The following is a 20720-nucleotide window of genomic DNA, read 5'->3' as shown; positions in this document are numbered from 1 at the left end:
TGGGAGAGAGAGGCTTGTCACCGCCGGTCGCGCGCATCCGGGCGCGGGGTGTCGGACGTGCCCAAAACGACGCTGACGCACCGACGCACCGATGCGCAGTGCACTGACAGGATGGGGAAGACGCAATCCATGACTGATCGACTGGACGACCCGCAGGTCTATTTGCCCGATCTTTTCGCCACGCATGCGCGCCATTATCCCGGCAAGGATGCCGTGATTTGTGGCGATCAGACGCGCAGCTGGGGCGATTTTGTCGGCAATATCAACCGCGTGGCCAATCACCTGATCGCGGCAGGCGTGCAGAAAGGCGACCGCGTTGCGGTGATGATGGGCAATTCGGTGGACATGCTGGAATGTCTGTTCGGCGTGGTGCGGGCAGGGGGCTGTGTTGTGCCGCTGTCGGGGCTTTTGACCGCGGAGCAGCTGGAAAGCCTGCTGAGCGATTGCGATGCGGTTGCCGCTTTTGTATCGGCCGAGTTTGAAGAGCGTGTGGTGCCGCTGGCCGCCAAGCTGACGGGGATCCGGACCTGGATCGCCCATGGGTTCCAGACTGACGGCTGGGGCAATGTCGCCGATATCTATGCGACATCGCCCGATACGATGCCTGATATCCGCCACGCGCTGACGGATGCGTTCAACATCATCTATTCCTCGGGCACCACGGGGCTGCCCAAAGGGATCGTGCAGACCCACCGCGCGCGCCTGCATTGGGCGTTTTCCAACGCGGTGGAGATGAGTTTTTCGTCAGACAGCCGCGCGCTGACGACCACGCCGCTTTATTCCAATGGCACGTGGTTGATGATGCTGCCGATCCTCTTTGCCGGGGGAACGCTGCATGTGATGCCCGCGTTTGATGCGGCCGCGTTCCTGAAGACGGTCGAGCGGGAAAAGATCACCCATACTTTCATGGTCCCCGCGCAATACCTGATGGTGCTGCAGCGGCCCGAGTTGGATAGCACGGATTTAAGTTCCCTGCGCACGGTTCTGTCGGCCGGATCGCCCCTGCGCCGCGATACCAAACGCCAGATTATCGAGCGGATTTCACCGGGTTTGTTCGAGCTTTATGGCTTTTCCGAAGGCTTCGCCTCCATGCTGAAGCCGCATCAGCATGCGGAGAAATTCGACACCGTCGGCACCCCGGTTCTGGGGTTCGAGGTGCGCATTCTGGATGACGAGGGCAATGAATTGCCGCCGGGCGAACCGGGGGAGATCGCAGGGTACGGCGCGGGCATCATGTCAGAATACAACAAGCGCGACGCGCAAACGGCCGAGCTGATCTGGCGGGATGAGCGCGGGCGCACCTTCATCCGGTCCGGCGATGTCGGCGTGATGGATGAGGACGGGTTCCTGAAGATCGTGGACCGGAAAAAGGACATGATCATCTCGGGCGGGTTCAACGTGTTTCCCACGGATGTCGAAGCGATTGTTGGACAGCATCCCGATGTGATGGATGTCACGGTCATCGGCGTGCCGCATCCAAAATGGGGCGAAAGCTGTCTGGCGCTGGTGATCCCGGCCTCTGGTGCGTCACCTGATCCGGAGGCGATCAAGGCCTGGTCCAATGAACGTCTGGCGAAAACGCAGCGCCTTGTTGCCGTCGAACTGCGCGAGGACTTCCCGCGCAACGCGCTGGGCAAGGTGATCAAGAAAGACCTTCGCGCCCCGTATTGGAAAGATGCTGCGACCTGAGGGGGGTGGGGCGCCGCAGCGTATGGGAGGAAATTATGAAGACATTTGTTAAACCGCTGGCCGCGGCCTCGTTTGTTGTGTCCGGGCTTTTGGCCTCAGCCGCTGGGGCAGAGACGGCCCCGCCGCCGCCTTATCTGATGACCGGGGCCAACACCGTCACCATCGCCGTGACCTGGGATGCGGCCAGCCTGGACGGTTTGCTGCCCGATGGCGTGGAACCTGCTGACGATCTGTCGGGCGGTTTGAACGTTTATGATGCCGAAGGCGGCTTTGGTCTGACGCCTTACAGCGCGGCCTATGCCTATATCAACGTGAAGGGGTTCGATTCCGCCATCGGCGCGCCGGCGCGGTACATCATCGGCGGCTGGTATGGCCCGGATCCCAAGGTCGCGGCGGCGATGAACACCCATTTCAACGCGGGCGTTGGCACCGGGGATGCCAACCAAAGCGGGTCGGGCGACACATGGACCGGAACAGGCGGCGATGGCACCGGGTCGATCACGATTGTCATCAAACCGGGCAGTGAATGCGGCCCCGCGGCAGGCACGCTGAATTACGTGGGCACAACAGGTGAGGCCGGGCTGAAGATCCCCTTCACCGGGTCCTTCTGCGGGGGTGAGGCCGTGTCCGTCGATATTCAGGGCGCAGAAGGCAGCGCCTTGGCACAGGTGAAAGTGGATCAGATCCTGGGCGGTGGCCGCCTGCTGGACGGCATCTTTACCTTCGCCGATTAAGACAGTTGCGCGTGACGTCCCGCCGGGGCGTCACGCCGCATCGGGGCGGATGGCCCTGACAAAGGATGTCGCGATCTTTTCCGGCGATGTTCCGCGTTTCTTGGAGTACCACACAGGCACCCAGTTCAGCGCACCCAGCAGTTGCAGGCGCAAAAGCCTGCGATCCGCATCATCCGGCAGGTCGATATCCTCAAACAGGCGTTTGAAGATCTCCTCGTATTCGCGGCGATGCGCTTTGAGCTTCTGGTTCAGCTCTTCACGGTCCTCGGCGAAATTGGGCGAGATGATCGTGACCAGATTGCCGCTGCCCAGAAGCGCCTTGAGGTGAGCGACGGCGGCACGTTCCAGCCGGTCCCACGGCGTTGTGCCCTTGGCGATGGCGGCCTCGGTATCGGCGATCATGTCCGTCACCACCCGTTCGTGAATGGCCAGCAGCATGTCTTCTTTTGACGGGAAATGGTAATAGAGCGAGCCTGGCAGCATATCGACAGCGGCTGCGATATCGCGCATGGAGGTGCCGTCAAACCCGTGGCGCGCGATCAGTGCAGATGCTTTGCGAAGGACGTCTTCGCGTTTGTTTCTGCGACGCGGTCGCTGTTGAGTTTGCGTTTCGTCTTGCGCGCGCGCACGTGCCTGTTGCGGTGCCAAAGACCCGGCCTCCCTTTTTGCTGGCCCGCGGGCGAGACGGGCGGCTGTGATCAGGCGCATATATGTACGCCGTGGCCGTTATTCTACCGATTGTTTGTTTGAATTTCGAGGATGAAAATTCTAGGCTTGGTCTGCATTTGGGGAGGTGTGACATGTCCGGTGGTCAGGCGGTTTTGACGGTCAATGGCGCGATTGCAGAGATCGTGTTTCATAATCCCGATCAGGGGTTCATGGATCGCGCGATGGAAGCCGATCTGCTGAAGGCGATAGAGCAGATTGCAGGCGATCCGTCGATCCGGGTTTGTGTTCTGTCGGGGGCTGAACCGGGGGTGTTCATCCGGCATTACGATCTGAAGGTGCTGGCCCCGCAGGCTGCGCAGATGGCCGCGCGCGAGATGGTGTTTACCACCGACCGCCCGGTGCCCGAAGCACCCATCCATATCGCCATGCGGCTGATGGAGGGCAGTGATACGATTTTCATCGCGGCAATGACCGGCACCGCGATGGGGGGCGGGTTCGAGCTGGCGCTTGCCTGTGATCTGCGCATCGTGCAGGCGGGCGATCACGAATATGGTTTGCCGGAGATTAATCTGGGCATCCTGCCGGGGGCGGGGGGCACGCAGCGCTTGCCACAGATTGTCGGCCAGTCGCGCGCCCTGCACATGACGCTGACCGGCGATACGTTGAGCCCGGATGAGATGGTGGCGGCGGGCCTTGCCTCGGCCTCAGTGGCAGATGCGCGGGCGGAGGCCTTGGCGCTGGCGCAGCGCATGGCGGGCAAGCCTGCACGGGCGGCCAGCCATATCAAGCGGCTTGTGCGTCAGGCGATGTCGGCGGGGCCCGAGGCTTTCGCGGATGAACGCACGCTTTTCTGCGATCTGATGGTGCAGCCGGACGCGAACCGGTTGCTGACCGAAGGGGCAGAGGGCGCGCGGCGGATCACCGACGAGCCCTGAGCCGGCTCACGCGGAGGGCGCTTCCAGAAGGATCACGGAGCAGGCGGCCTCGTCAAAGCCGATCACACCGCCGCCATTTTCCGCCAGCGCGATGCGCGCGCGACCCGTTTGCCGGTCACCCGCTTCGCCGCGCAGTTGCAGCGCCAGTTCATGGATCATCGACAGGCCCGTGGCACCCACCGGGTGCCCCTTGGACACCAATCCGCCCGACAGGTTGACCGGCAGGCGGCCGCCCAGCTTGGTCGCACCATGTTCGACCAGCTTGCCGCCTTTGCCATCCTCGGCAAAGCCCAACATCTCCAGCTGGAAGATCTCGCAGAACGACGTGGCATCGTGCAGTTCGATCAGGTCGACATCCGCGGGCGTCAGCCCGGACTTGGCATAGGCCTTCTGCGCGGCCACGCGGCTGAGGCCCGGTTCTGACGGATCGCGATACTTGCCGCCTGTCAGGACCGAGGCGCGGACCTTGACCGCGCGGTCGCGGATGTCCTTGGGTTGGCGCGCGAGGACCTCTTCCGACACGAGGATCGCAGCAGCCGCCCCGTCGCCGATGGGCGCGGCCATGGAGCGCGTGATGGGCCAGGAGACCTCGCGATCGGCCAGCGCCTCTTCCACCGGAACCTCGAAGCGATACTGTGCCTTGGGGTTCATCGACCCGTGCCAGTGGTTTTTCGATGCGGCGATGGCGATCTGTTCTTGCGTGGTGCCGTAGGTCTTCATGTGCCAGGCGGCCTGCATCGCGTAGGTGTCCATGAAGACTGTGCCGCCGGCGGCGTTGGGGTCGAAGGGTTTGCCTGCCTCTTCCCCGCGCTTGGCGTAATAGTCGTGCCATTCCTGCGGGTCCATCTGGTCGATGCCGCCTTCGAAGATTTCCAGCGTGCGGGCGGCGTCGCCTTGCACGAAGGTTTTTTCGACGCCGATGGCCAAAGACACGTCCATATCGCCCGAAGCCACGTCTTTCCACGCGCCATGGAAGGCCATTGACGCCGTCGCGCAGCCGCCTTCCACGTTGATCATAGGCACCCGTTCGGGGAAAAGCCCCTCGCGCACCAGTGGGGTGAAGCAGACCTGCCCGCGGATGTTGCGTTGACCAAAGGTGCCCATGCCGCAATTGCCGAACCAGGCCTGTTCGATGGCATCACCGTTGTCCCAACCAGCATCGGTGATCACGTCCAGATAAGCCTCGCGGGTCAGGTCCTTGAAGCTGTCCCCGGGGCGTTTGCCGAAGGCGGTACAGGAGGTGGCAAGCACATAAACATCACGCATTGTGGTCTCCTTTCAGAAGGATTTTTCCGTTGCGGCCACCGCGCGCGGCATGGGCGACGGCCTCTTTGATCTGATCGAGCGGATAGCGCGCGTCCACATCCGTTTGCAGCACACCTTCGGCCAGTTTGGCCTCAAGGAACGCATGCAGTTCGCGCATCTTGTCGGGGGTCGCGGTGCGGTACCAATCGAAAAGCCAGAAGCCCTGCAGCCGCACATCGCGGAAGACGACATCGCGCGCGTCCATCTCGTTCGGTTGGCCCGAAAGGAGGCCATAGGCCACCACCGTGCCGCGATCGGCCAGTGCTCCGCCAAGGGCGCGGGTGGCGGTGCCGCCCACGGCATCCAGGGCAAGTTTTGGCGCGGCATCTGCGGCTGCGGCGATGGCGGCGGCGAGGTCTTGGCCTTCGTCCACGATGACGGCGTCCGCGCCATCGGCCGTCAGCGCCTCGGCCACATCCGCGCGGCGGACGATGTTGACTGTGTGCAGCCCACGTTCACGGGCAAAGCGGATGACCATACGGCCCACGTTGGAATTGGCGGCGTTCTGCACGACCCAGTCGCCCGGTTGCAGATCGACGATATCGGTCAGCACCAGGTGGGCCGTGCCCGGATTGGCGCGCATCAGGGCGGCCTGTTCGGGATCCGCGCCCGCCGGGGCCTTTGGTGCCATGCGTTCGTGCAGGATCAGGGTATCGGCCCAAAACCCACCGCCCACGGGCAGCACGGCATCGCCGATGGAAAGCCGTGTGACCCCTTCGCCCACCGCATCCACGATACCATAGGCCCCTACTCCGGGAGTGGCGGGCAGGGTGATCGGTTCGGCACCATAGCGCCCTTCGATCGAGAGCAGATCGGCGGGGTTGATCGTCATCACCTGATTGCGCACACGCACCTCGAAGGGGCCGGGGGTGGGGTCGTCCTCTTCGATGATCTCGATCACCTTGGCCGGGTCGCCATGTTGTCGGAAGATCGCGCGTTTCATGCCTTGCTCCGTTTCTTGAGATCGCGCAGGTCCACCACGCCCGGGGCGCTGCGCGGGTCGTCCACATCGGGAAAGATCAGGCCCTTGCGCACCTTCTGCGTGCCGGTGCGCGGCAGATCATCGACGAAAGCCGCCCAGCCGGGCAGCTTGTAATAGGCCACCAGTTCACGCGCGCTGTCAAAGATGGCCCGTGCGGTGTCGGCGTCGCGGGGGGTGCCGGGTTTGGGCAGGATGCAGGCCATCACCTCCTCGTCGCGCATCTCGTCTGTCACGCCGATGACGGCGACGGCCTCGACCGCCGGGTGGCCGATCAGGGCGTTTCCCACTTCGGCGGCCGAGATGTTTTCGCCCGAGCGCCTGATGATGTTTTTGCGCCGTTCCACGAAATGCAGCATGCCGTCAGGTTCTTGGACCACCACATCGCCGGTGTGAAACCAGCCTGAGCGCCACGCCTCGGCGGTGGCGTCGGGGTTTTTCAGGTATTCGCGGAAGAAGCCCTGGCGCGGGTCGGGGCCGTGGGCGCGCACGACCAATTCGCCTTCGGTGCCGGGGGGGACGGGCGCGCCAGCCTCGTCAACGACGCGGGCATCCAGATCAGGGGTCGCTGTGCCAAAGGCGCGAGTGTGGATGCGGCGTGGTTCGATGCAATCTCCGAGGAAGCGGCCGGTTTCGGTCATGCCCCAGACCTCGACCATGGGCACGCCGAAGCGGTCTTCGAACTCCTGATGAATGCGCGGTTCAAGCCCTGCGCCGAGGCCGAAGCGCAAGGTGTGTTGCTCCTCGGCCGGCTCAGAGTCGCGTTTCAAAAGGATGGGCGGGATGATCCCGAGGTAGTGCATCGCGGTCGCGCGGGTGGTGACGATGTCCTGCCACCAGCTGGCCGGGTGGAACCGGTCGGGCAGGATCAGGCAGTTGCCGGTCAGGATCAGCGCGGTCAGTGTGTTGATGCCAGCGTTCACGTGGAAAACCGGCAGGGGTACAAAGATGCGGTCGGCGCGCAACTGCAGCGCCAGCCGTCCGCCCAGGCGGGCATAGGCGAGGCCCACGGCGAAATGGTATTCGTGATCGATCACGCAGCCCTTGGGCCGCCCCGTGGTGCCAGAGGTGTAGATCAGCGCGGCCTCGGCCTGACGTCCGGTGCCGCGGGGGTGAGGCGCGCTCGATGCTTGAGGGAGCGGATCGGTCTCTAAAACCGCCGCGACGCCCAGCTTGCCCGCAACGCGTTGAAGCTGGTCGATATTGTGGGGCAGACCAAAGGCCAGGTCGGCCTCGGAATGCTCCAGCAGGTATGTGAGTTCGTGGTCCAGATAGTCGGGATTGACCGGCACCTGCGTGGCCTGCAGCGCATAAAGCGCGAGCTGGGTGAAGATATGTTCGGGCCGGTTATCAAGCATCAGGGCCACGCGATGGCCCGCGCCGTAGCCTGCCGCGCGTAGCCGGTCGATGCGGCTCTGAACCTTTGCCAGCGCGTCGCCGTACGTCACCTCAAACCCGTCCGGGTGATAGGCGCGCCCCTCGCGCGGCGGCACGCACAGGAAAGGCAGATCGGGATGCATCTGAGCGGCTTTGGCAAAGGCCTCATAGGCGGTGTCGCACCGGGCGGCGAGCGCCTCGGCCGCCTCGCGGGCGGGCGTGCCGTCGATCTGTGGGGGAAGCGCGCGGGCCATCGCGGTTCAGCCGCGCAACAGGACAGGCAGGCGTCGTGTGCCGCGCGGGACCATCGCGTCGAGCCATTCGGGTGGCGCAGACGGATCAAGGGCGAGGTCCGGGAAGCGGGCAAAGAGCCGTTCGACGGCGATGCGCCCTTCCTCCCGCGCGAGTTTCGCGCCAAGACAGAGGTGTATGCCTTGTCCGAAGGTCAGGTGGCGGTTCTGCTGGCGGGTGATGTCGAAGCGGTCGGCATCGTCAAACATGCGCGGATCGCGGTTGGCGGAATTGACCATCACAAAGACGCGCTCGCCCTCGCGGATCTGCCGCCCGTGCAGGTCGTGATCCTGCGCGGCCACGCGGACAAGCGCATTCGTGGGGCCGTCAAAGCGCAGCACTTCTTCGATCGTGCTGTCGATCAGGGCAGGGTCGGCTTTGAGCTTGGCCAGCTGATCAGGGTGGCGCAGCAGCAGAAGCGTGGCGTTGCCGATCAGGTTGGTCGTCGTCTCGTGCCCGGCGAAAAGGACAAGGATGCAGGTGGCGATCAGCTCGTCCTCGCTGAGTTTGTCGCCTTCGTCGCGGGCGTTGATCAGGTCCATCAGGAAACCGGGCTTGGGGTTTTCCGTGCGTTCCTTGATCAGCTGGGCGAAATAGGATGACATTTTCTGGCAACCACGCGCGGCGCGTTCGTATTTGTCGCCCGAATTGCGCGCGCCGCCGATGAAGACGGCCATGTCGTCGGACCATTCCTTGAAGTCGTCCAGCATGTCGCGCGGCACATCCAGCAGGTCCATGATCACAAAGGCGGGCAGTTGCAGCGCGTATTCGCGGATGAGGTCCACGTCGTTCTTGCCTTTGGTCTCCAGCCGATCCAGCAGCATATCCGTGATCTCGATAATCTGCGGGCGCATGTCTTCGATGGCCTTGGCCGTGAAGGCGTGGCGCATGATCCGGCGCACCCGCGTGTGATCGGGCGGATCGCGGAAAGCAAGCCAGAGGTTGAGATAGTGGATGATGTCCTTGAGCAGTTCGGCATCGGCTGGCGGCAGGGCGTTATAAAACTGCGTCAGCCGCTTGACCGACAGATCGTCAGACAAGAGCAGGTCGCGCACATCGGTATAACGCGTGATGATCCAGGATTTCAGAGAGGGGCTCCAATGCACCGGGTCGTGTTCGCGCAAGCGGGCATAGACCGGGAACGGATCGGCCATGACGGCAGGGTCCGAAGGATCATAGATGATATCTTCTGCGGTATGCGCGGCGGTCATGTGATGTCCTCCCAGAGTAATCGCATCTACCAAACGTTCGTTTGATTAATACAGTAGTTCTAGTCGTCCTTAGCCCAATATTCAAGCACCTGGCCCAAGCTCATTGCAGGATCAGCGACGGTAGCCAGGTTGCCGTGGGCGGGTACAGCGCCAGGATCAGCAGGGTGAAGATCTGCAACCCGATGTAAGGTGTGGCACCGCGCCAGATCTCCATCGTGGCCACGCTGGGCGGGGCGACGCCGCGCAGATAGAAAAGCGCAAAGCCAAAAGGCGGTGTCAGGAACGAGGTTTGCAGGTTCAGCGCGATCATCACGCCCAGCCAGACGGGATCGGCCCCCATGACGATCAGGACCGGGCAGAGCACGGGCACGAGGATGAAGATGATTTCCAGGAAATCCAGAAAGAAGCCCAGGATGAACATCAGCACCATGGTAAAGATCATCGCGCCGGTCAGGCCTGCGGGGATGCCGGACATGAATTCGTGAATGGTGTCCTCTCCGCCCAATCCCCGGAAGACGAGGGTGAAAAGCGTGGCGCCGATGAGCACGGTAAAGATCATCGCTGTGATGCGGGCCGTGCGGAACGTGACATCCATCAGCGACCCGCTGCGGAAGGTCACCCAGAGGCTGGCGATCACACCCAGACAGATGATCCCGCTGAAGGCGAAACTGGCCCAGATCGCCAGTTGTTCGCCTGCAGACGTGATCTCGCGGCCCAGGCGCATGTCGAAGATCATCAACAGGATCACGATGATCGCAGCACTTGCCACCGAGGCCATGATCAGGGGCCGTGCGCGCGCGCTTTCGCGCCAGGCCGCGAGGAAGAGCGCGCCGACCGCGCCCACGCCTGAGGCTTCGGTTGGTGTGGCGACACCGGCGAGGATGGAGCCCAGCACTGCGACGATCAGAAGAAGGGGTGCGGCGAGCGCGCGGATGATCAGTTGGGCGGTGGTCTCGGCCTCCATCTCGACACCTTGCGCGTCAAGGCGGATGGCTTCGGGGGGCAGGGCGGGGGCCATGTGCGGATTGCGCCAGGTGAGCGTCAGTTGCCACACAAGGTAAAGGCCCACAAGAATGAGACCGGGGATCAGGCACCCGGCAAAAAGGTCCGCAACACCGACGCTGCGGCCTGACGGGTTGCCCATCGTCAAGTTGGCCTGCTGGTTCGCGAATGTCAGGAAATCGCCCAAGAACACCAGCACGATCGAGGGCGGGATGATCTGGCCCAGCGTACCCGCCGCACAGATCGCGCCCGAGGCACTGGCCGGGTCATAGCCGTTGCGCAGCATCACGGGCAGCGCCAGCACGCCCATGGTCACGACCGTCGCCCCCACGATGCCGGTGGATGCGGCCATCAATGCGCCCACCAGCGTGGTGGCGATCAAAAGACCGCCGGGTTTTTCGCCGAAAAGGCGTGCCATGGCGGTAAGCATCTGTTCGGCCACTTTGGAGCGTTCCAGCAAAAGCCCCATGAAAATGAAGAGCGGGGCCGCAACGATCACGCTGTTGTTCAGAACAGCCCAGACTCGTTGCGGCAGGAAATTCAGCGTGGCGACGCGGAAAAGACCCAGCTCGCCCGCCAGAAAGGCAAAACTCAGTGCCACCCCGGCCAGAGTGAAGGCGACCGGAAAGCCCAGAAGCATCAGGGCAATCGTCACGATAAACATCCAGATATCCGGATGGGTCATCAGCCAGTCGATCACGGTGTGTCCTCTCCGCCGGTGATCACGTCATTGATGGCGCGCAGAAGGAACGCTATGGCCGCCAGCCCCAGCAGGACGCAGAACGTCAAAAGGCAGGTCTTGAGAAGCCAGACATAGGGAATGCCTGAGATTTCCATCGACCCTTCGCGGGTTTTCCAGGACCGTTGCACGTAAGGCAGCGACCGATCCCACATGAGCCACAGGAAGGGGCCGATGAAAAAAACCGTGCCGAGGATGTCGATGATCGCCTTTTTGCGAAGGCTCATCATCGAATAGAAGATGTCCACGCGCACATGTTCGTTTTCCTTCATGGCCCACCCGGCCAAACCCACGGCAAGGATGGCAAAGCAATAGCCGATCGCCTCGAACAGCCAAACATGGCCCAGGCCGAAGACATAGCGCAGGACCGCGTTGGCAAAGACCAGCAGCACAAGCGGGATCATCAGGCAGGCCAGCACTTTGCCCACCAGAACGGTGATCCGGTCAATCATGTCGGCGATAAGGAGCATTGAGAGGGTTCACATGCCTTGAAGATAGGCGCGCACCCGCAGGTAGCGGATGCGCGATAGGTGCGAGATCAGCCTTTCATCGCCTCGGCCTGTTGGGCGCGGGCGCGATAGAAGGGCACCTCTGCCGCCATCGAATACTCGACAGCCTTGTTCAGGTAATCCGAATAGCTGGCATAGATTTCGCCCGACATCTCATCGACCTCACCCAGCTCGGCGACGGTTTCGGCGGATTTTTCGACCAGCGCGTCGATCACATCCTGCGGATAGCTGCGTACATCGACGTTATGCTCGTTCTTCAGTGTTTGGAAGAACTGGGCGTTGTTGTAAGCCCACGCGCCCACGTTGATCGAGTTGATGGATTCGATCACGCGCTGCACGATGGCCTGGTTTTTCGGACCCAGTTCATCCCACACGTCCGCGTTGATGGCGATTTCACCGGCGGAGTTGGGCTCCTGGAAGCCCGGCGCATAGTAGAACTTGGCGTGCTGGTAGAAGCCCGACACAGTGTCCAGCCACGGGCCCTGCAGCTCGGTCGCATCAAGCGCACCCGATTGCAGAGCCGGGAACACCTCTTGCGCGGGGATTAGCACCGCGTTGGCGCCCACGCGGCGCATGACCTCGCCACCAAGGCCCGGGATCCGCATGGTGATGCCGCGCAGGTCTTCGAGGTTGTTGATCTCCTTGTTGAACCAACCGGCCATCTGGATGCCGGTCTGGCCGCAGGTGAAGGGGATCACGCCGACCATTTCGCGGAAGGCTTTTTGCTGCAACTCCTGACCGCCACCGTGATACATCCAGCCCATATGTTCGACCGCAGTGAGGCCAAACGGGATCTGCGAGAAGAAGGCCGCCGGTTGCCATTGGCCGGTCAGGTAAACGGGGGTGGAGTGCAGACAGTCTGCCGCACCTGAGCCCACGGCGTCATAGACCTCGAAGCTGGCTACCAGCTCACCGGCTGCGGCGACATCGACGGTGAGTTCCCCGTCGGTCATCTGATCGAGGAAATCCCGGAAATTATAGGCCATCGAAGCCAGGCCGGGGAAGTTGTGTGGCCAGGACATGACCATCTGCAGGGTGCGTTTGCCTTGCGCATATGCCGGCGCAGCCAGTGCGGCAGGCGCAGCAATGGCCCCGGTTTTCAAGAACTTACGGCGATTGAGTGTCATGCTTTTCCTCCCTAAGCATTTGCCGGAGCAAGCTCCGCTAAAGAGCTGCACGGTTTGGTTTTTGCAAGACCGGATTTATGTGCAGCGTCGGTCTGGCCTTGCAGGTGAGTGTCAGTGAGATACGGCATTTAGTCAACCAAACGATTGCTTGGTGAAATGCGCCTGGGTGTTCTTTCTTGTGTCATCCTCCCCTGTGATCACGACCTGGTGCGGTCGCGCTAGCTGCCGATCTTCTCGCGTTTGACGGTGATGCCGGCGGCTTCCCTGTTCCAGGTATCCTTCGTCACCCCTGCATCGCGCAGGATGTGTTTTTGCACCTTTTGGGTGGGTGTTTTTGGCAGATCGTCGATCACGCGGATGTAGTGCGGCAGCATGAAATGGGCCATGCGGTCGCGCAGATGGTCGAACAGTGCTTCGGGGTCGATCGTGCGGCCCTTGGCGGGGACGACAACGACCAGAACCTCGTCTTCGTTGAAGGCGCTGGGCACCGGGACGGCGGCGCTTTCGGCGACATCGGGGTGGGCGTTGACCTCGGCCTCCACCTCGAAGGAGGAGATGTTTTCGCCGCGCCGCCGGATCGCGTCCTTGATGCGGTCGACGAAATAGAAATACCCGGCCTCGTCATATTTGAACGCATCGCCCGTGTGGAACCAGCCATTGCGCCAGGCTTTGGCCGTGGCTTCGGGGTTTTTGTAATAGCCGTGGTTCAGCCCCCAGACGGTATCGGTGCGCACGATCAGTTCGCCAGCTACGCCGGGGGGCAGCTCGCAGTCGTTTTCATCCACCACGCGCGCCTCGACCCCGGGGCGCAGCACGCCGCAGGTCCCGTTTTCAGGCGGGTAGGGGTCTGACACCATGGGCGAGGAAATCTCGGTCATGTTGAAGGTGGTGCGCACCGTGATGCCGTGCCGTTTGCCCAGCTTGCGCGCATCGTCGTTCCACGGCACGCAGATGGATTTTTTCAGCGTATGATCTTGATCGTCATCGCGTTCGGGCAGCCCGTTGAGAAAGGTGATGATCGCACCCAGAAGCAGGGTGTTGGTAATCTTTTCGCGCCGCACCGTGTCCCAGAAGACATCTGTTTTGAAATGCGTATCCAGATGGCAGGAGCTGCCGGTGCCAAGCGCGATGTTGAAAAAGACCGTTCCGCCCACATGAAAAAGCGGCAGGTTGACCAGCGTATGATCGCTTTCCTCGGTGTAGTCATGCGCCACCGGACCCATCGCATGACCCTGCACGTAGGAGGACAGCACGGCTTTGGAAGGGCCGGTCGTGCCGGAGGTGAAGATGATGTATTGCGTGTCCCACGGCGCGATCTCTTCGGGGATGCCGGTCAGGCCGGTATCGGCTTGCAGGGCGCTGGCGGGGTGGCAGGTGAACCCGTCCAGCGTCGCCTCTCCACCGGTGACGATCACATCCGAGAGAACCCCGCAATCGATCTGGGCCAGACGGTCCAGCAGATCGGCATGGCACACCATCAGTTTCGCGTCCGACAGCTTGACCACATGTTCCAAGAGCGCGCCTTTATAGGCCACGTTCACCGGCACATAGACCGCGCCGAGGTAATTCAGCCCGAACCATGTCAGCAGCGCCTCCCATGAGTTGGGCTGCCACGAGAGCACGTGATCGCCCTTTTTCACGCCCATCGCCTGAAAGGCTGCGGCGGCGCGGCGCGTCTGCTCTAGCATCTCGGCCCAGCTCCACCGTGGGCCACCTTCGAAACTGACGAAGAGATCATCGGGTTTGCGGGCCGCCCAATGTTCCAATTGATAGGCCAGAACACACTCTTCCTTGGCGGGTATGCGCGGGTCGTAAACCATGGTGTGATCTCCTTTCTGGTGGGGGCCTAGAGGATCTGATGCACGCGGTAGGTGACGCCGCCGGGCCGGTCCTGGCCGATGCCGACGGAAACGATGCCATTGAGCCAGGCATAGGTGTCCGCCCCGGTTTCGAAATAGGGCGTGGTGCGGAAGTAATATTCGTCTGCGCGCACGGGTTCGCCGGCAGCAATCCGGCGCATCACATCGGCCGAGCCGTGCCGCGCGCCGCGATATGTGGTGTAGATCAGCGCGCCATCATCGGTTTCCAGCGTGATGCGCACATCCAGTTGGAACACGCGGTCGGACCGCACCAACACCCAGTCGCCGCCGCCCGGTAACACTCGACCCTTCAGGCGCGGGCCTTCGAACGTGCCGCCGCGCACATAGGCTATATAGCGTTTGCCGGCCGGTGTGGCGCCCACGGGTTGGAGCGGCTCGATCTCGGCCGACATCTCGAACAGGAATTCCGATTTCAGGTGGTCCAACGCGCTCTCCTCCCAAATTGCGCGGCCGGTGGTGTCAGAGCCTTTCGACGATTGTCACGTTCGCCTGCCCGCCGCCTTCGCACATGGTTTGCAGGCCATAGCGTTTGCCGCGGTCTTTCAGGGCGTGCACCAGCGTCACCATCAGCTTGGCCCCCGATCCGCCCAGCGGGTGGCCCAAGGCAATGGCGCCGCCATGCACGTTCAGCCGCTCAGGATCGGCATCGACGCCTTTCATCCAGGCCATCGGGATCGAGGCAAAGGCCTCGTTCACCTCGTAAAGGTCGATGTCGTTAATCTTCATACCGGCCCGGTCCAGCGCCCGCTTGGTGGCGGCAATGGGTGTGTCGAGCATCACCACCGGGTCGCCGCCGTGGACCGAGATGTGGTGGATGCGCGCCAGCGGCTCGACGCCCAGGTCTTTCAGCCCCTTTTCACTGACCACCATCAACCCCGCGGCCCCGTCGCAGATCTGGCTGGCCGACGCGGCGGTCAGACGTCCGCCTTCCTGCAGCAGCCGGACCTGAGAGATCGCCTCGTAACTGGCGTCATAGCGGATGCCTTCATCCGCCTCGGCCATCGGGCCGGGCACCGATCCGTCGTGGAGGCGCTGTTCCACCGCCACGATCTCATCCGTGAACTTGCCGGCCTTGGTGGCGGCGGCGGCCTTCTGGTGGCTTTCCAGCGAGAAGCGATCCATTTCTTCGCGTGACAGATCCCAGTTCTTGCAGACCATCTCGGCCCCGGTGAACTGGCTGAAGAAGACATCCGGGTACCGTTTTTCCATCAACGGGCTTTTGTAAAACCCAAGCCCCGCCTTTTCCGGCAGATCCATCGGCGTGCCGATGGGCACGCGGCTCATGCTTTCCACACCAGACGCGATCACGCAGTCCATCGTGCCCGACATCACCGCTTGGGCCGCGAATTGCAGCGCCTGTTGCGAGGATCCGCATTGCCGGTCGACCGAAGTTGCGGGCACCGTTTCGGGCAGGGACGAGGCCAATACAGCCCCGCGCGCCACGTTGGTGGATTGCTCACCAATCTGCGACACGCAGCCCATGATCACATCATCGATGCGGGCAGGGTCAGCGCCGGTGCGGCGGACAAGATCATCCAGCACTTGCGCGGCCAGATCGACCGGATGCCAGCCCGAGAGCTGACCGCCCTTGCGGCCTCCGGCGGTGCGGGTTGCGGCGACGATATAGGCTTCGGGCATGGTCAGTCCCCCTTTTCCTGCGGGTTTGGCATTTCAGCTTTCCAGTATCACGACGACCTGACCAGCGCTGATCAGATCGCCCTCGGCGACCTTGATTTCCTTCACCACGCCGTCGCGCGGGGCGGAAATCGGGATCTCCATTTTCATCGATTCAACCATCACCAGCGGGTCGTCTTCCTCGACCGTCTCACCGGGAGAGACGGGGATGGACCAGACGGTTCCGGCCAGTTCGGATTCAACATTGATCAGGCTCATCTTCTCTCCGGTCTTAAATGGGCGATATCGGGCGGCGGCGCGCCGGTGCAGGGTCGGCGCGACGGGCGGGGCTGTTGGCGAAGGTCTCGATCAGGATGCGGCGTGTGTCGCGCGGGTCGATGATGTCGTCTAGGCCGAAGCCGCTGGCGGCATCGAGCGCGCTGGTCTGGCCCCGGATCATCTCGATCAGCTCGGCCCGGCGGGCTTGCGGGTCGGGCGCGGCCTCGTAATCCTTGCGATAGGCCACGTCGACAGCCCCTTCGATGGACATGGCGCAGATTTCCGCCGTGGGCCATCCCAGGGCGATTGTGGCGTCAAAAGCGCGTCCGCCGCCCATGGCGTAATACCCCCCGCCATAGCCCTTGCGCAGCACGACCGAGGCCAAGGGTACGGTGGCAATCCCCATCTCAAAAAACAGCCGCCCGCTGCGGCGGCCCAGCCCGGTATCCTCGGCCGCGGGGCCGATCGAGATGCCCGGAATGTCGATCAGCGACACCAGCGGCAGGCCGAACGCATCGCACATCGCGATGAAATGCGCGGCCTTCTCGCAGGCGGCCGCATCCAGAATGCCGCCCTTGCGCATCGGCTGGTTGGCGAAGATGCCCACGGGCCGCCCGCCGAGGCGCGCAAAGGCGGTGATCATGTTGCGGGCGTATCCGGGTTTCAGCTCGAAAACGCTGCCTGCGTCGGCGATCGTCTGGATCACCTTTTTCATGTTGTAGACCTTGCGGCTGTCTGCAGGCACCAGATCCAGCAGCGCATCGTCGCGCCGGTCGGCGGGGTCGTCGCAGGGGATGACCGGGGGCGTTTCGCCCGCGTTTTGCGGCAGGTAGGAGAGGAAGCGCGCGATGGCGTTCAGGCACTCTTCCTCTGTCTCCACCGCCAGATCGGCGATGCCCTGCGCGTCGGCCTGGCGATCCGCGCCGCCCAGTTCTTCCTTCGTGATCTCGGTCGTGGTGCCCGCCTTGACGAGCGCGGGGCCCGCGATCCCCATGGTTGATTTGCCGCGCAGCATCACCACGAAGTCGCAAAGCGAGGCATAGGCGGTCGGTCCGGCAAAGCCCTGACCCATGATCGCGGTCACCATCGGCACCCATCCCGAGAGCGAGGCCAATTCGCGAAAGACCGGCGAGGCAGCGGCGAAATGCGCGGCGTTCATGCCGTCCTGAATGCGGTGCCCGCCGCCTTCGAGCAGCATCACCATCGGCTGGCCACGCTCGCGGCTGAATTTGACGAGCCGCCCGCATTTGGCATCCGCCACCGTGCCGATGGACCCACCCAGCACGGTGAAATCCTGCGCCAGCGCGTTGACCGGCCGCCCGCCGATCCGGCCCGTTCCGGTGACTGCGCCATCTGCCGGAGCAACCAGATCGCGGCTCATCTCATGTCCGCGATCCGGCTCCACCAACCCGCCGATTTCCTGAAAACTGCCCGGATCAAACAGCTTGTCGATCCGCTCGCGCGCGGTGGCCATTCCAACGGCCCGACGCTTGGCAACGGCCTCGGGCCGGCCTGCATCGCTGATCGCGTCGCGCGCGGCCTGCAGGGCGGCCAGTTTATCGGCTGAGGTCTCGCTCATCTTATCCATCCCCGTCGATCTGCAGCAGCCTGTCTCCGGCGCTGACCTGCAAACCGTCTGCCGCGTCGACCGCAGCCACAACACCATCCATGTCGGCGCGGATCTCATGTTGCATCTTCATCGCTTCGATCACCGCCAGCACATCGCCCTTGGCCACCTTGGCGCCGACGGCGACGGAAACCTCCAGCACCAGACCGGGCATCGGGGCTGCGATGGTCCCGCTGCCGGCGGCGTCTTCCGCGGAAGCCGCCAGCGCGATCTGGTTTTGAAAGTCATGGACTCTCCCGTCGCGCGACAAGGTGATCGCGCCCCCGTCCTGCCAAATGTATCCCATGGATCGGGATTTTCCATCCAGCCGCAATGTGCAGCGGGTGTCGGTGAGGGTCAGCACCTCGATCACATGCCGCGTTTCGCCTGCCTCGATCCGTAAAAGCCCGTCTTCATCTGGTGTCACTGTCACATCAAAGCGCGTGTCGCCCGCGCCCATCACGAACCGGGTGGGCATCGGCCCGCCGCTGGCCCAGTTGAGAAGCTCGGCGGGGACGCCCAGACTGGCCGCGTGATGCGTGTCGCGTTCCAGCCGATAAAGCAGCGCGGCGGCGCAAGCGGCGTCTTGCAGCGTCGCCTCCGGCGCGGCGCGGCGGGCTTTCGGGAAATGTTCGTCGATAAAGGCGGTAGTGGCCTGACCGTCGACAAAGGTGGCGTCCTCCAGCACGTCGATCAGGAAGCGCTGGTTGGTGGTCAGACCGATCAGCAGGCTGTCTTTCAACCCGCCCACCAGCCGGCGCCGCGCGGCCTCGCGATCCGGACCCCAGGCGATCATCTTGCCAATCATCGGGTCGTAGAAGGGTGAGATCTCCTGCCCGGTCTCAACACCCATATCGAAGCGCAGCCCCTCGGATTGCGCCGGTTCACATAGGCGGATCTGCCCGGTGCGAGGCAGGAAGTTCTTTGCCGGATCCTCGGCATAAAGCCGGACTTCGATGGCGTGGCCGTCAAGGCGGATGTCGTCCTGCGTCAGCCCCAGCGGGCGGCCTTCGGCCACGCGCAACTGCAACTCGACCAGGTCGAGGCCGGTGATTAGTTCGGTGACGGGATGTTCCACCTGCAGGCGGGTGTTCATCTCAAGGAAATAGAACTGGCCGTCATCGCCCAGCAGGAACTCCACCGTGCCTGCGCCACGATACCCGATGGCGCGCGCGGCCTCCACCGCAGCAGCACCCATGTCGGCGCGCAGCGCGGGCGTCATGACGGGGCAGGGGGCCTCTTCGACCACCTTCTGGTGCCGGCGTTGCACCGAGCAATCGCGTTCGCCCATATGCACGGTGGTGCCATGGTCATCGGCAAAGACCTGCACCTCCACATGGCGGGGCCGCAGGATTGCTTTTTCCAGGATCAGCTCGCCCGAGCCGAAGGCGTTTTCCGCCTCCGACGCGGCGGCGCTGAGCGCCTTGGGCAGCGTTTTCAAATCCTCGACCAGCCGCATGCCGCGCCCGCCACCGCCTGCTGCCGCTTTGACCATGAGCGGCGCGCCGATCTTTTCGGCTGCGGCCTGAAGGGCGGCTTCGGACTGGTCCTCCCCCTCGTATCCCGGCACGCACGGCACACCTGCGTCCAGCATGCGCCGTTTGGCCTCGGCCTTGTTGCCCATCAGCGCGATGGCCTCGGCGGGCGGGCCGATGAAGACCAGACCGGCGTCATCGCAGGCGCGAGCAAACTCGGCGCTTTCCGACAGGAAGCCATAGCCGGGGTGGATCGCCTCGGCCCCAAGCTCTTTCGCGGCTTTGAGAATGGCCTCGATCGACAAATAGCTTTGCGTGGCGGGGGCCGGGCCGATGCAGGCCGCGTCATCGGCTGCACGTATATGCGGCGCGCCCGCGTCGGCCTCGGAATAGACAGCCAGCGTGCGATAGCCCATCGCGCGGGCGGTGCGGATGACGCGCAGGGCGATCTCGCCCCGGTTGGCTACAAGGACAGAGGAGAAACGGCTCATGCCTGATCCTCCGGCGCGCGGGCCCAGGAGGGCGGGCGTTTTTCAAAGAACGAGGCGATGCCTTCGCGGCCTTCGTCGGACAGGATGCACCCGGCAAAGGCGCGGGCGGCGGTGGCGATGCTGTCATCTTCCGCCTGACCCAGCAGGATGTCCTTGGTCACGGCCACGGCGCCGGGGGCACAGCGGCGCAGAGCCTCGCGCAGCTTGGCTTCTTCGGCGTCCAGCGCCTGGGCATCGGCAACCACGGTGCTGACGAGGCCCAGTTTACCGGCGTCCAAACCGGTAAAGCGCGGGGCGGTCAGCATCAGTTGGCGCGCCTTGGCCAGGCCGACCCGTGCGCGCACGTAAGGTGCGATTTGGGCCGGTGGAATGCCCAGCGTGGTTTCGGTCAGGGCAAAGGCGGCGTCCTCGGTCGCGACCGAGATATCGCAGGCACACATCAGGCCCAGCCCACCGGCCATGGCGCCGCCCTCGACCAGCGCGACAGTGACCTGGGGCATCCGGTCCAGCAGGTGAAAAAGCGTGCCTGCCGCGCGGCTCGCGGACTCGATATCGGCGCGATCGGGCGGGCCGCTTTGGAAATCGGCCTTGAATTCCGCCAGATCACCCCCGGCGCAGAACCATCCGCCAGTGCCGCGCAGGGTTATGCCGCGCACGCTGCGATCTTCGCGCAGAGCCAGCAGCGCCTCGGTCAACTCAGACGTCATCTGCCGGGTCATGGCGTTGCGCCGCTCGGGGCGGTTCAGGTGGATGGTCATCCAGTGACCATCCCGGATCAATTCAATGGTTTGAGGGGTGTTTTTCATGC

The 20720-nt window shown here is 63.4% G+C and carries 18 protein-coding genes; 3 read left to right on the top strand and 15 right to left on the bottom strand.

Annotated features, from left to right (window positions below):
* The first annotated feature begins 129 nt into the window (after positions 1-129).
* A complete protein-coding gene (locus tag BLT50_RS17065; RefSeq protein ID WP_175491516.1) occupies positions 130-1689 on the top strand; it encodes a class I adenylate-forming enzyme family protein in 1560 nt (519 codons plus the stop codon).
* Positions 1690-1724: 35 nt separating this feature from the next.
* A complete protein-coding gene (locus tag BLT50_RS17060; protein WP_090030204.1) occupies positions 1725-2423 on the top strand; it encodes a hypothetical protein in 699 nt (232 codons plus the stop codon).
* A gap of 30 nt (positions 2424-2453) precedes the next feature.
* Here BLT50_RS17060 and BLT50_RS17055 read toward each other — a convergent pair whose 3' ends face one another.
* Entirely contained in the window at positions 2454-3131 is a 678-nt protein-coding gene (locus tag BLT50_RS17055; protein ID WP_090030202.1) for a TetR/AcrR family transcriptional regulator, read from the bottom strand.
* A gap of 92 nt (positions 3132-3223) precedes the next feature.
* Here BLT50_RS17055 and BLT50_RS17050 point away from each other — a divergent pair, with 92 nt between their 5' ends.
* Positions 3224-4027: an enoyl-CoA hydratase/isomerase family protein gene (locus tag BLT50_RS17050; protein ID WP_175491514.1), complete on the top strand. Its 804-nt coding sequence runs from the start codon at positions 3224-3226 to the stop codon at positions 4025-4027.
* A gap of 6 nt (positions 4028-4033) precedes the next feature.
* On the opposite strand, the gene BLT50_RS17045 is transcribed toward BLT50_RS17050, so the two are convergent.
* The 14 genes from BLT50_RS17045 to BLT50_RS16980 all read right to left on the bottom strand — a co-directional run bounded on the left by BLT50_RS17045 (position 4034) and on the right by BLT50_RS16980 (position 20718).
* Complete coding sequence (locus BLT50_RS17045; protein WP_090030198.1) at positions 4034-5293, bottom strand: thiolase family protein; 1260 nt, start codon at positions 5291-5293, stop codon at positions 4034-4036.
* A complete protein-coding gene (locus BLT50_RS17040; protein ID WP_090030197.1) occupies positions 5286-6275 on the bottom strand; it encodes a zinc-dependent alcohol dehydrogenase family protein in 990 nt (329 codons plus the stop codon). The genes BLT50_RS17045 and BLT50_RS17040 overlap by 8 nt, the downstream gene beginning before the upstream one ends.
* Positions 6272-7942 (bottom strand): AMP-binding protein, encoded by a 1671-nt coding sequence (locus BLT50_RS17035; RefSeq protein ID WP_090030193.1) that lies wholly within the window; start codon positions 7940-7942, stop codon positions 6272-6274. Before BLT50_RS17035 ends, BLT50_RS17040 begins: the two co-directional genes overlap by 4 nt.
* A gap of 6 nt (positions 7943-7948) precedes the next feature.
* Complete coding sequence (locus tag BLT50_RS17030) at positions 7949-9190, bottom strand: cytochrome P450 (RefSeq protein WP_090030191.1); 1242 nt, start codon at positions 9188-9190, stop codon at positions 7949-7951.
* A gap of 100 nt (positions 9191-9290) precedes the next feature.
* Positions 9291-10892 (bottom strand): TRAP transporter large permease, encoded by a 1602-nt coding sequence (locus BLT50_RS17025; RefSeq protein ID WP_245723442.1) that lies wholly within the window; start codon positions 10890-10892, stop codon positions 9291-9293.
* Positions 10889-11401: a TRAP transporter small permease subunit gene (locus BLT50_RS17020; protein WP_090030189.1), complete on the bottom strand. Its 513-nt coding sequence runs from the start codon at positions 11399-11401 to the stop codon at positions 10889-10891. Before BLT50_RS17020 ends, BLT50_RS17025 begins: the two co-directional genes overlap by 4 nt.
* A gap of 68 nt (positions 11402-11469) precedes the next feature.
* Positions 11470-12567 carry a TRAP transporter substrate-binding protein gene (locus BLT50_RS17015; RefSeq protein WP_082181944.1) on the bottom strand — a complete coding sequence of 366 codons (1098 nt, stop codon included), beginning with the start codon at positions 12565-12567 and terminating at the stop codon, positions 11470-11472.
* A gap of 218 nt (positions 12568-12785) precedes the next feature.
* Positions 12786-14387, bottom strand: coding sequence for an AMP-binding protein (locus tag BLT50_RS17010; RefSeq protein WP_090030188.1), 1602 nt, complete (start codon positions 14385-14387; stop codon positions 12786-12788).
* Positions 14388-14413: 26 nt separating this feature from the next.
* Positions 14414-14872 carry a DUF3237 domain-containing protein gene (locus BLT50_RS17005; protein WP_090030186.1) on the bottom strand — a complete coding sequence of 153 codons (459 nt, stop codon included), beginning with the start codon at positions 14870-14872 and terminating at the stop codon, positions 14414-14416.
* Positions 14873-14906: 34 nt separating this feature from the next.
* Positions 14907-16085, bottom strand: a complete 1179-nt coding sequence (locus BLT50_RS17000; RefSeq protein ID WP_090030184.1) for an acetyl-CoA C-acetyltransferase — start codon at positions 16083-16085, stop codon at positions 14907-14909.
* Between the two features lie 33 nt (positions 16086-16118).
* Complete coding sequence (locus tag BLT50_RS16995; protein ID WP_050930074.1) at positions 16119-16340, bottom strand: biotin/lipoyl-binding carrier protein; 222 nt, start codon at positions 16338-16340, stop codon at positions 16119-16121.
* Positions 16341-16353: 13 nt separating this feature from the next.
* Positions 16354-17919 carry an acyl-CoA carboxylase subunit beta gene (locus BLT50_RS16990; protein ID WP_175491513.1) on the bottom strand — a complete coding sequence of 522 codons (1566 nt, stop codon included), beginning with the start codon at positions 17917-17919 and terminating at the stop codon, positions 16354-16356.
* A gap of 1 nt (position 17920) precedes the next feature.
* The gene (locus BLT50_RS16985) at positions 17921-19912 is read right to left on the bottom strand and encodes an acetyl/propionyl/methylcrotonyl-CoA carboxylase subunit alpha (protein WP_090030179.1); all 1992 of its coding nucleotides are present in this window, start codon (positions 19910-19912) and stop codon (positions 17921-17923) included.
* Positions 19909-20718, bottom strand: a complete 810-nt coding sequence (locus tag BLT50_RS16980) for an enoyl-CoA hydratase/isomerase family protein (protein ID WP_090030177.1) — start codon at positions 20716-20718, stop codon at positions 19909-19911. Before BLT50_RS16980 ends, BLT50_RS16985 begins: the two co-directional genes overlap by 4 nt.
* Positions 20719-20720: the final 2 nt, after the last annotated feature.

This window comes from Lutimaribacter saemankumensis (assembly GCF_900100005.1).
GTDB lineage: Bacteria > Pseudomonadota > Alphaproteobacteria > Rhodobacterales > Rhodobacteraceae > Lutimaribacter > Lutimaribacter saemankumensis.
This window is presented reverse-complemented; position numbering and strand designations above follow the sequence as displayed.

Excerpts from the sequence above, each read along its gene's own strand:
- BLT50_RS17055 (WP_090030202.1), bottom strand. The coding sequence starts at position 3,131 with ATGCGCCTGATCACAGCCGCCCGTCTCGCCCGCGGGCCAGCAAAAAGG.
- BLT50_RS17045 (WP_090030198.1), bottom strand. The coding sequence starts at position 5,293 with ATGCGTGATGTTTATGTGCTTGCCACCTCCTGTACCGCCTTCGGCAAA.
- BLT50_RS17050 (WP_175491514.1), top strand. The coding sequence starts at position 3,224 with ATGTCCGGTGGTCAGGCGGTTTTGACGGTCAATGGCGCGATTGCAGAG.
- BLT50_RS16995 (WP_050930074.1), bottom strand. The coding sequence starts at position 16,340 with ATGAGCCTGATCAATGTTGAATCCGAACTGGCCGGAACCGTCTGGTCC.
- BLT50_RS17015 (WP_082181944.1), bottom strand. The coding sequence starts at position 12,567 with ATGACACTCAATCGCCGTAAGTTCTTGAAAACCGGGGCCATTGCTGCG.
- BLT50_RS17010 (WP_090030188.1), bottom strand. The coding sequence starts at position 14,387 with ATGGTTTACGACCCGCGCATACCCGCCAAGGAAGAGTGTGTTCTGGCC.
- BLT50_RS17060 (WP_090030204.1), top strand. The coding sequence starts at position 1,725 with ATGAAGACATTTGTTAAACCGCTGGCCGCGGCCTCGTTTGTTGTGTCC.
- BLT50_RS17065 (WP_175491516.1), top strand. The coding sequence starts at position 130 with ATGACTGATCGACTGGACGACCCGCAGGTCTATTTGCCCGATCTTTTC.
- BLT50_RS17020 (WP_090030189.1), bottom strand. The coding sequence starts at position 11,401 with ATGCTCCTTATCGCCGACATGATTGACCGGATCACCGTTCTGGTGGGC.
- BLT50_RS16985 (WP_090030179.1), bottom strand. The coding sequence starts at position 19,912 with ATGAGCCGTTTCTCCTCTGTCCTTGTAGCCAACCGGGGCGAGATCGCC.
- BLT50_RS17035 (WP_090030193.1), bottom strand. The coding sequence starts at position 7,942 with ATGGCCCGCGCGCTTCCCCCACAGATCGACGGCACGCCCGCCCGCGAG.
- BLT50_RS17000 (WP_090030184.1), bottom strand. The coding sequence starts at position 16,085 with ATGCCCGAAGCCTATATCGTCGCCGCAACCCGCACCGCCGGAGGCCGC.
- BLT50_RS17030 (WP_090030191.1), bottom strand. The coding sequence starts at position 9,190 with ATGACCGCCGCGCATACCGCAGAAGATATCATCTATGATCCTTCGGAC.
- BLT50_RS16990 (WP_175491513.1), bottom strand. The coding sequence starts at position 17,919 with ATGAGCGAGACCTCAGCCGATAAACTGGCCGCCCTGCAGGCCGCGCGC.
- BLT50_RS17040 (WP_090030197.1), bottom strand. The coding sequence starts at position 6,275 with ATGAAACGCGCGATCTTCCGACAACATGGCGACCCGGCCAAGGTGATC.
- BLT50_RS16980 (WP_090030177.1), bottom strand. The coding sequence starts at position 20,718 with ATGAAAAACACCCCTCAAACCATTGAATTGATCCGGGATGGTCACTGG.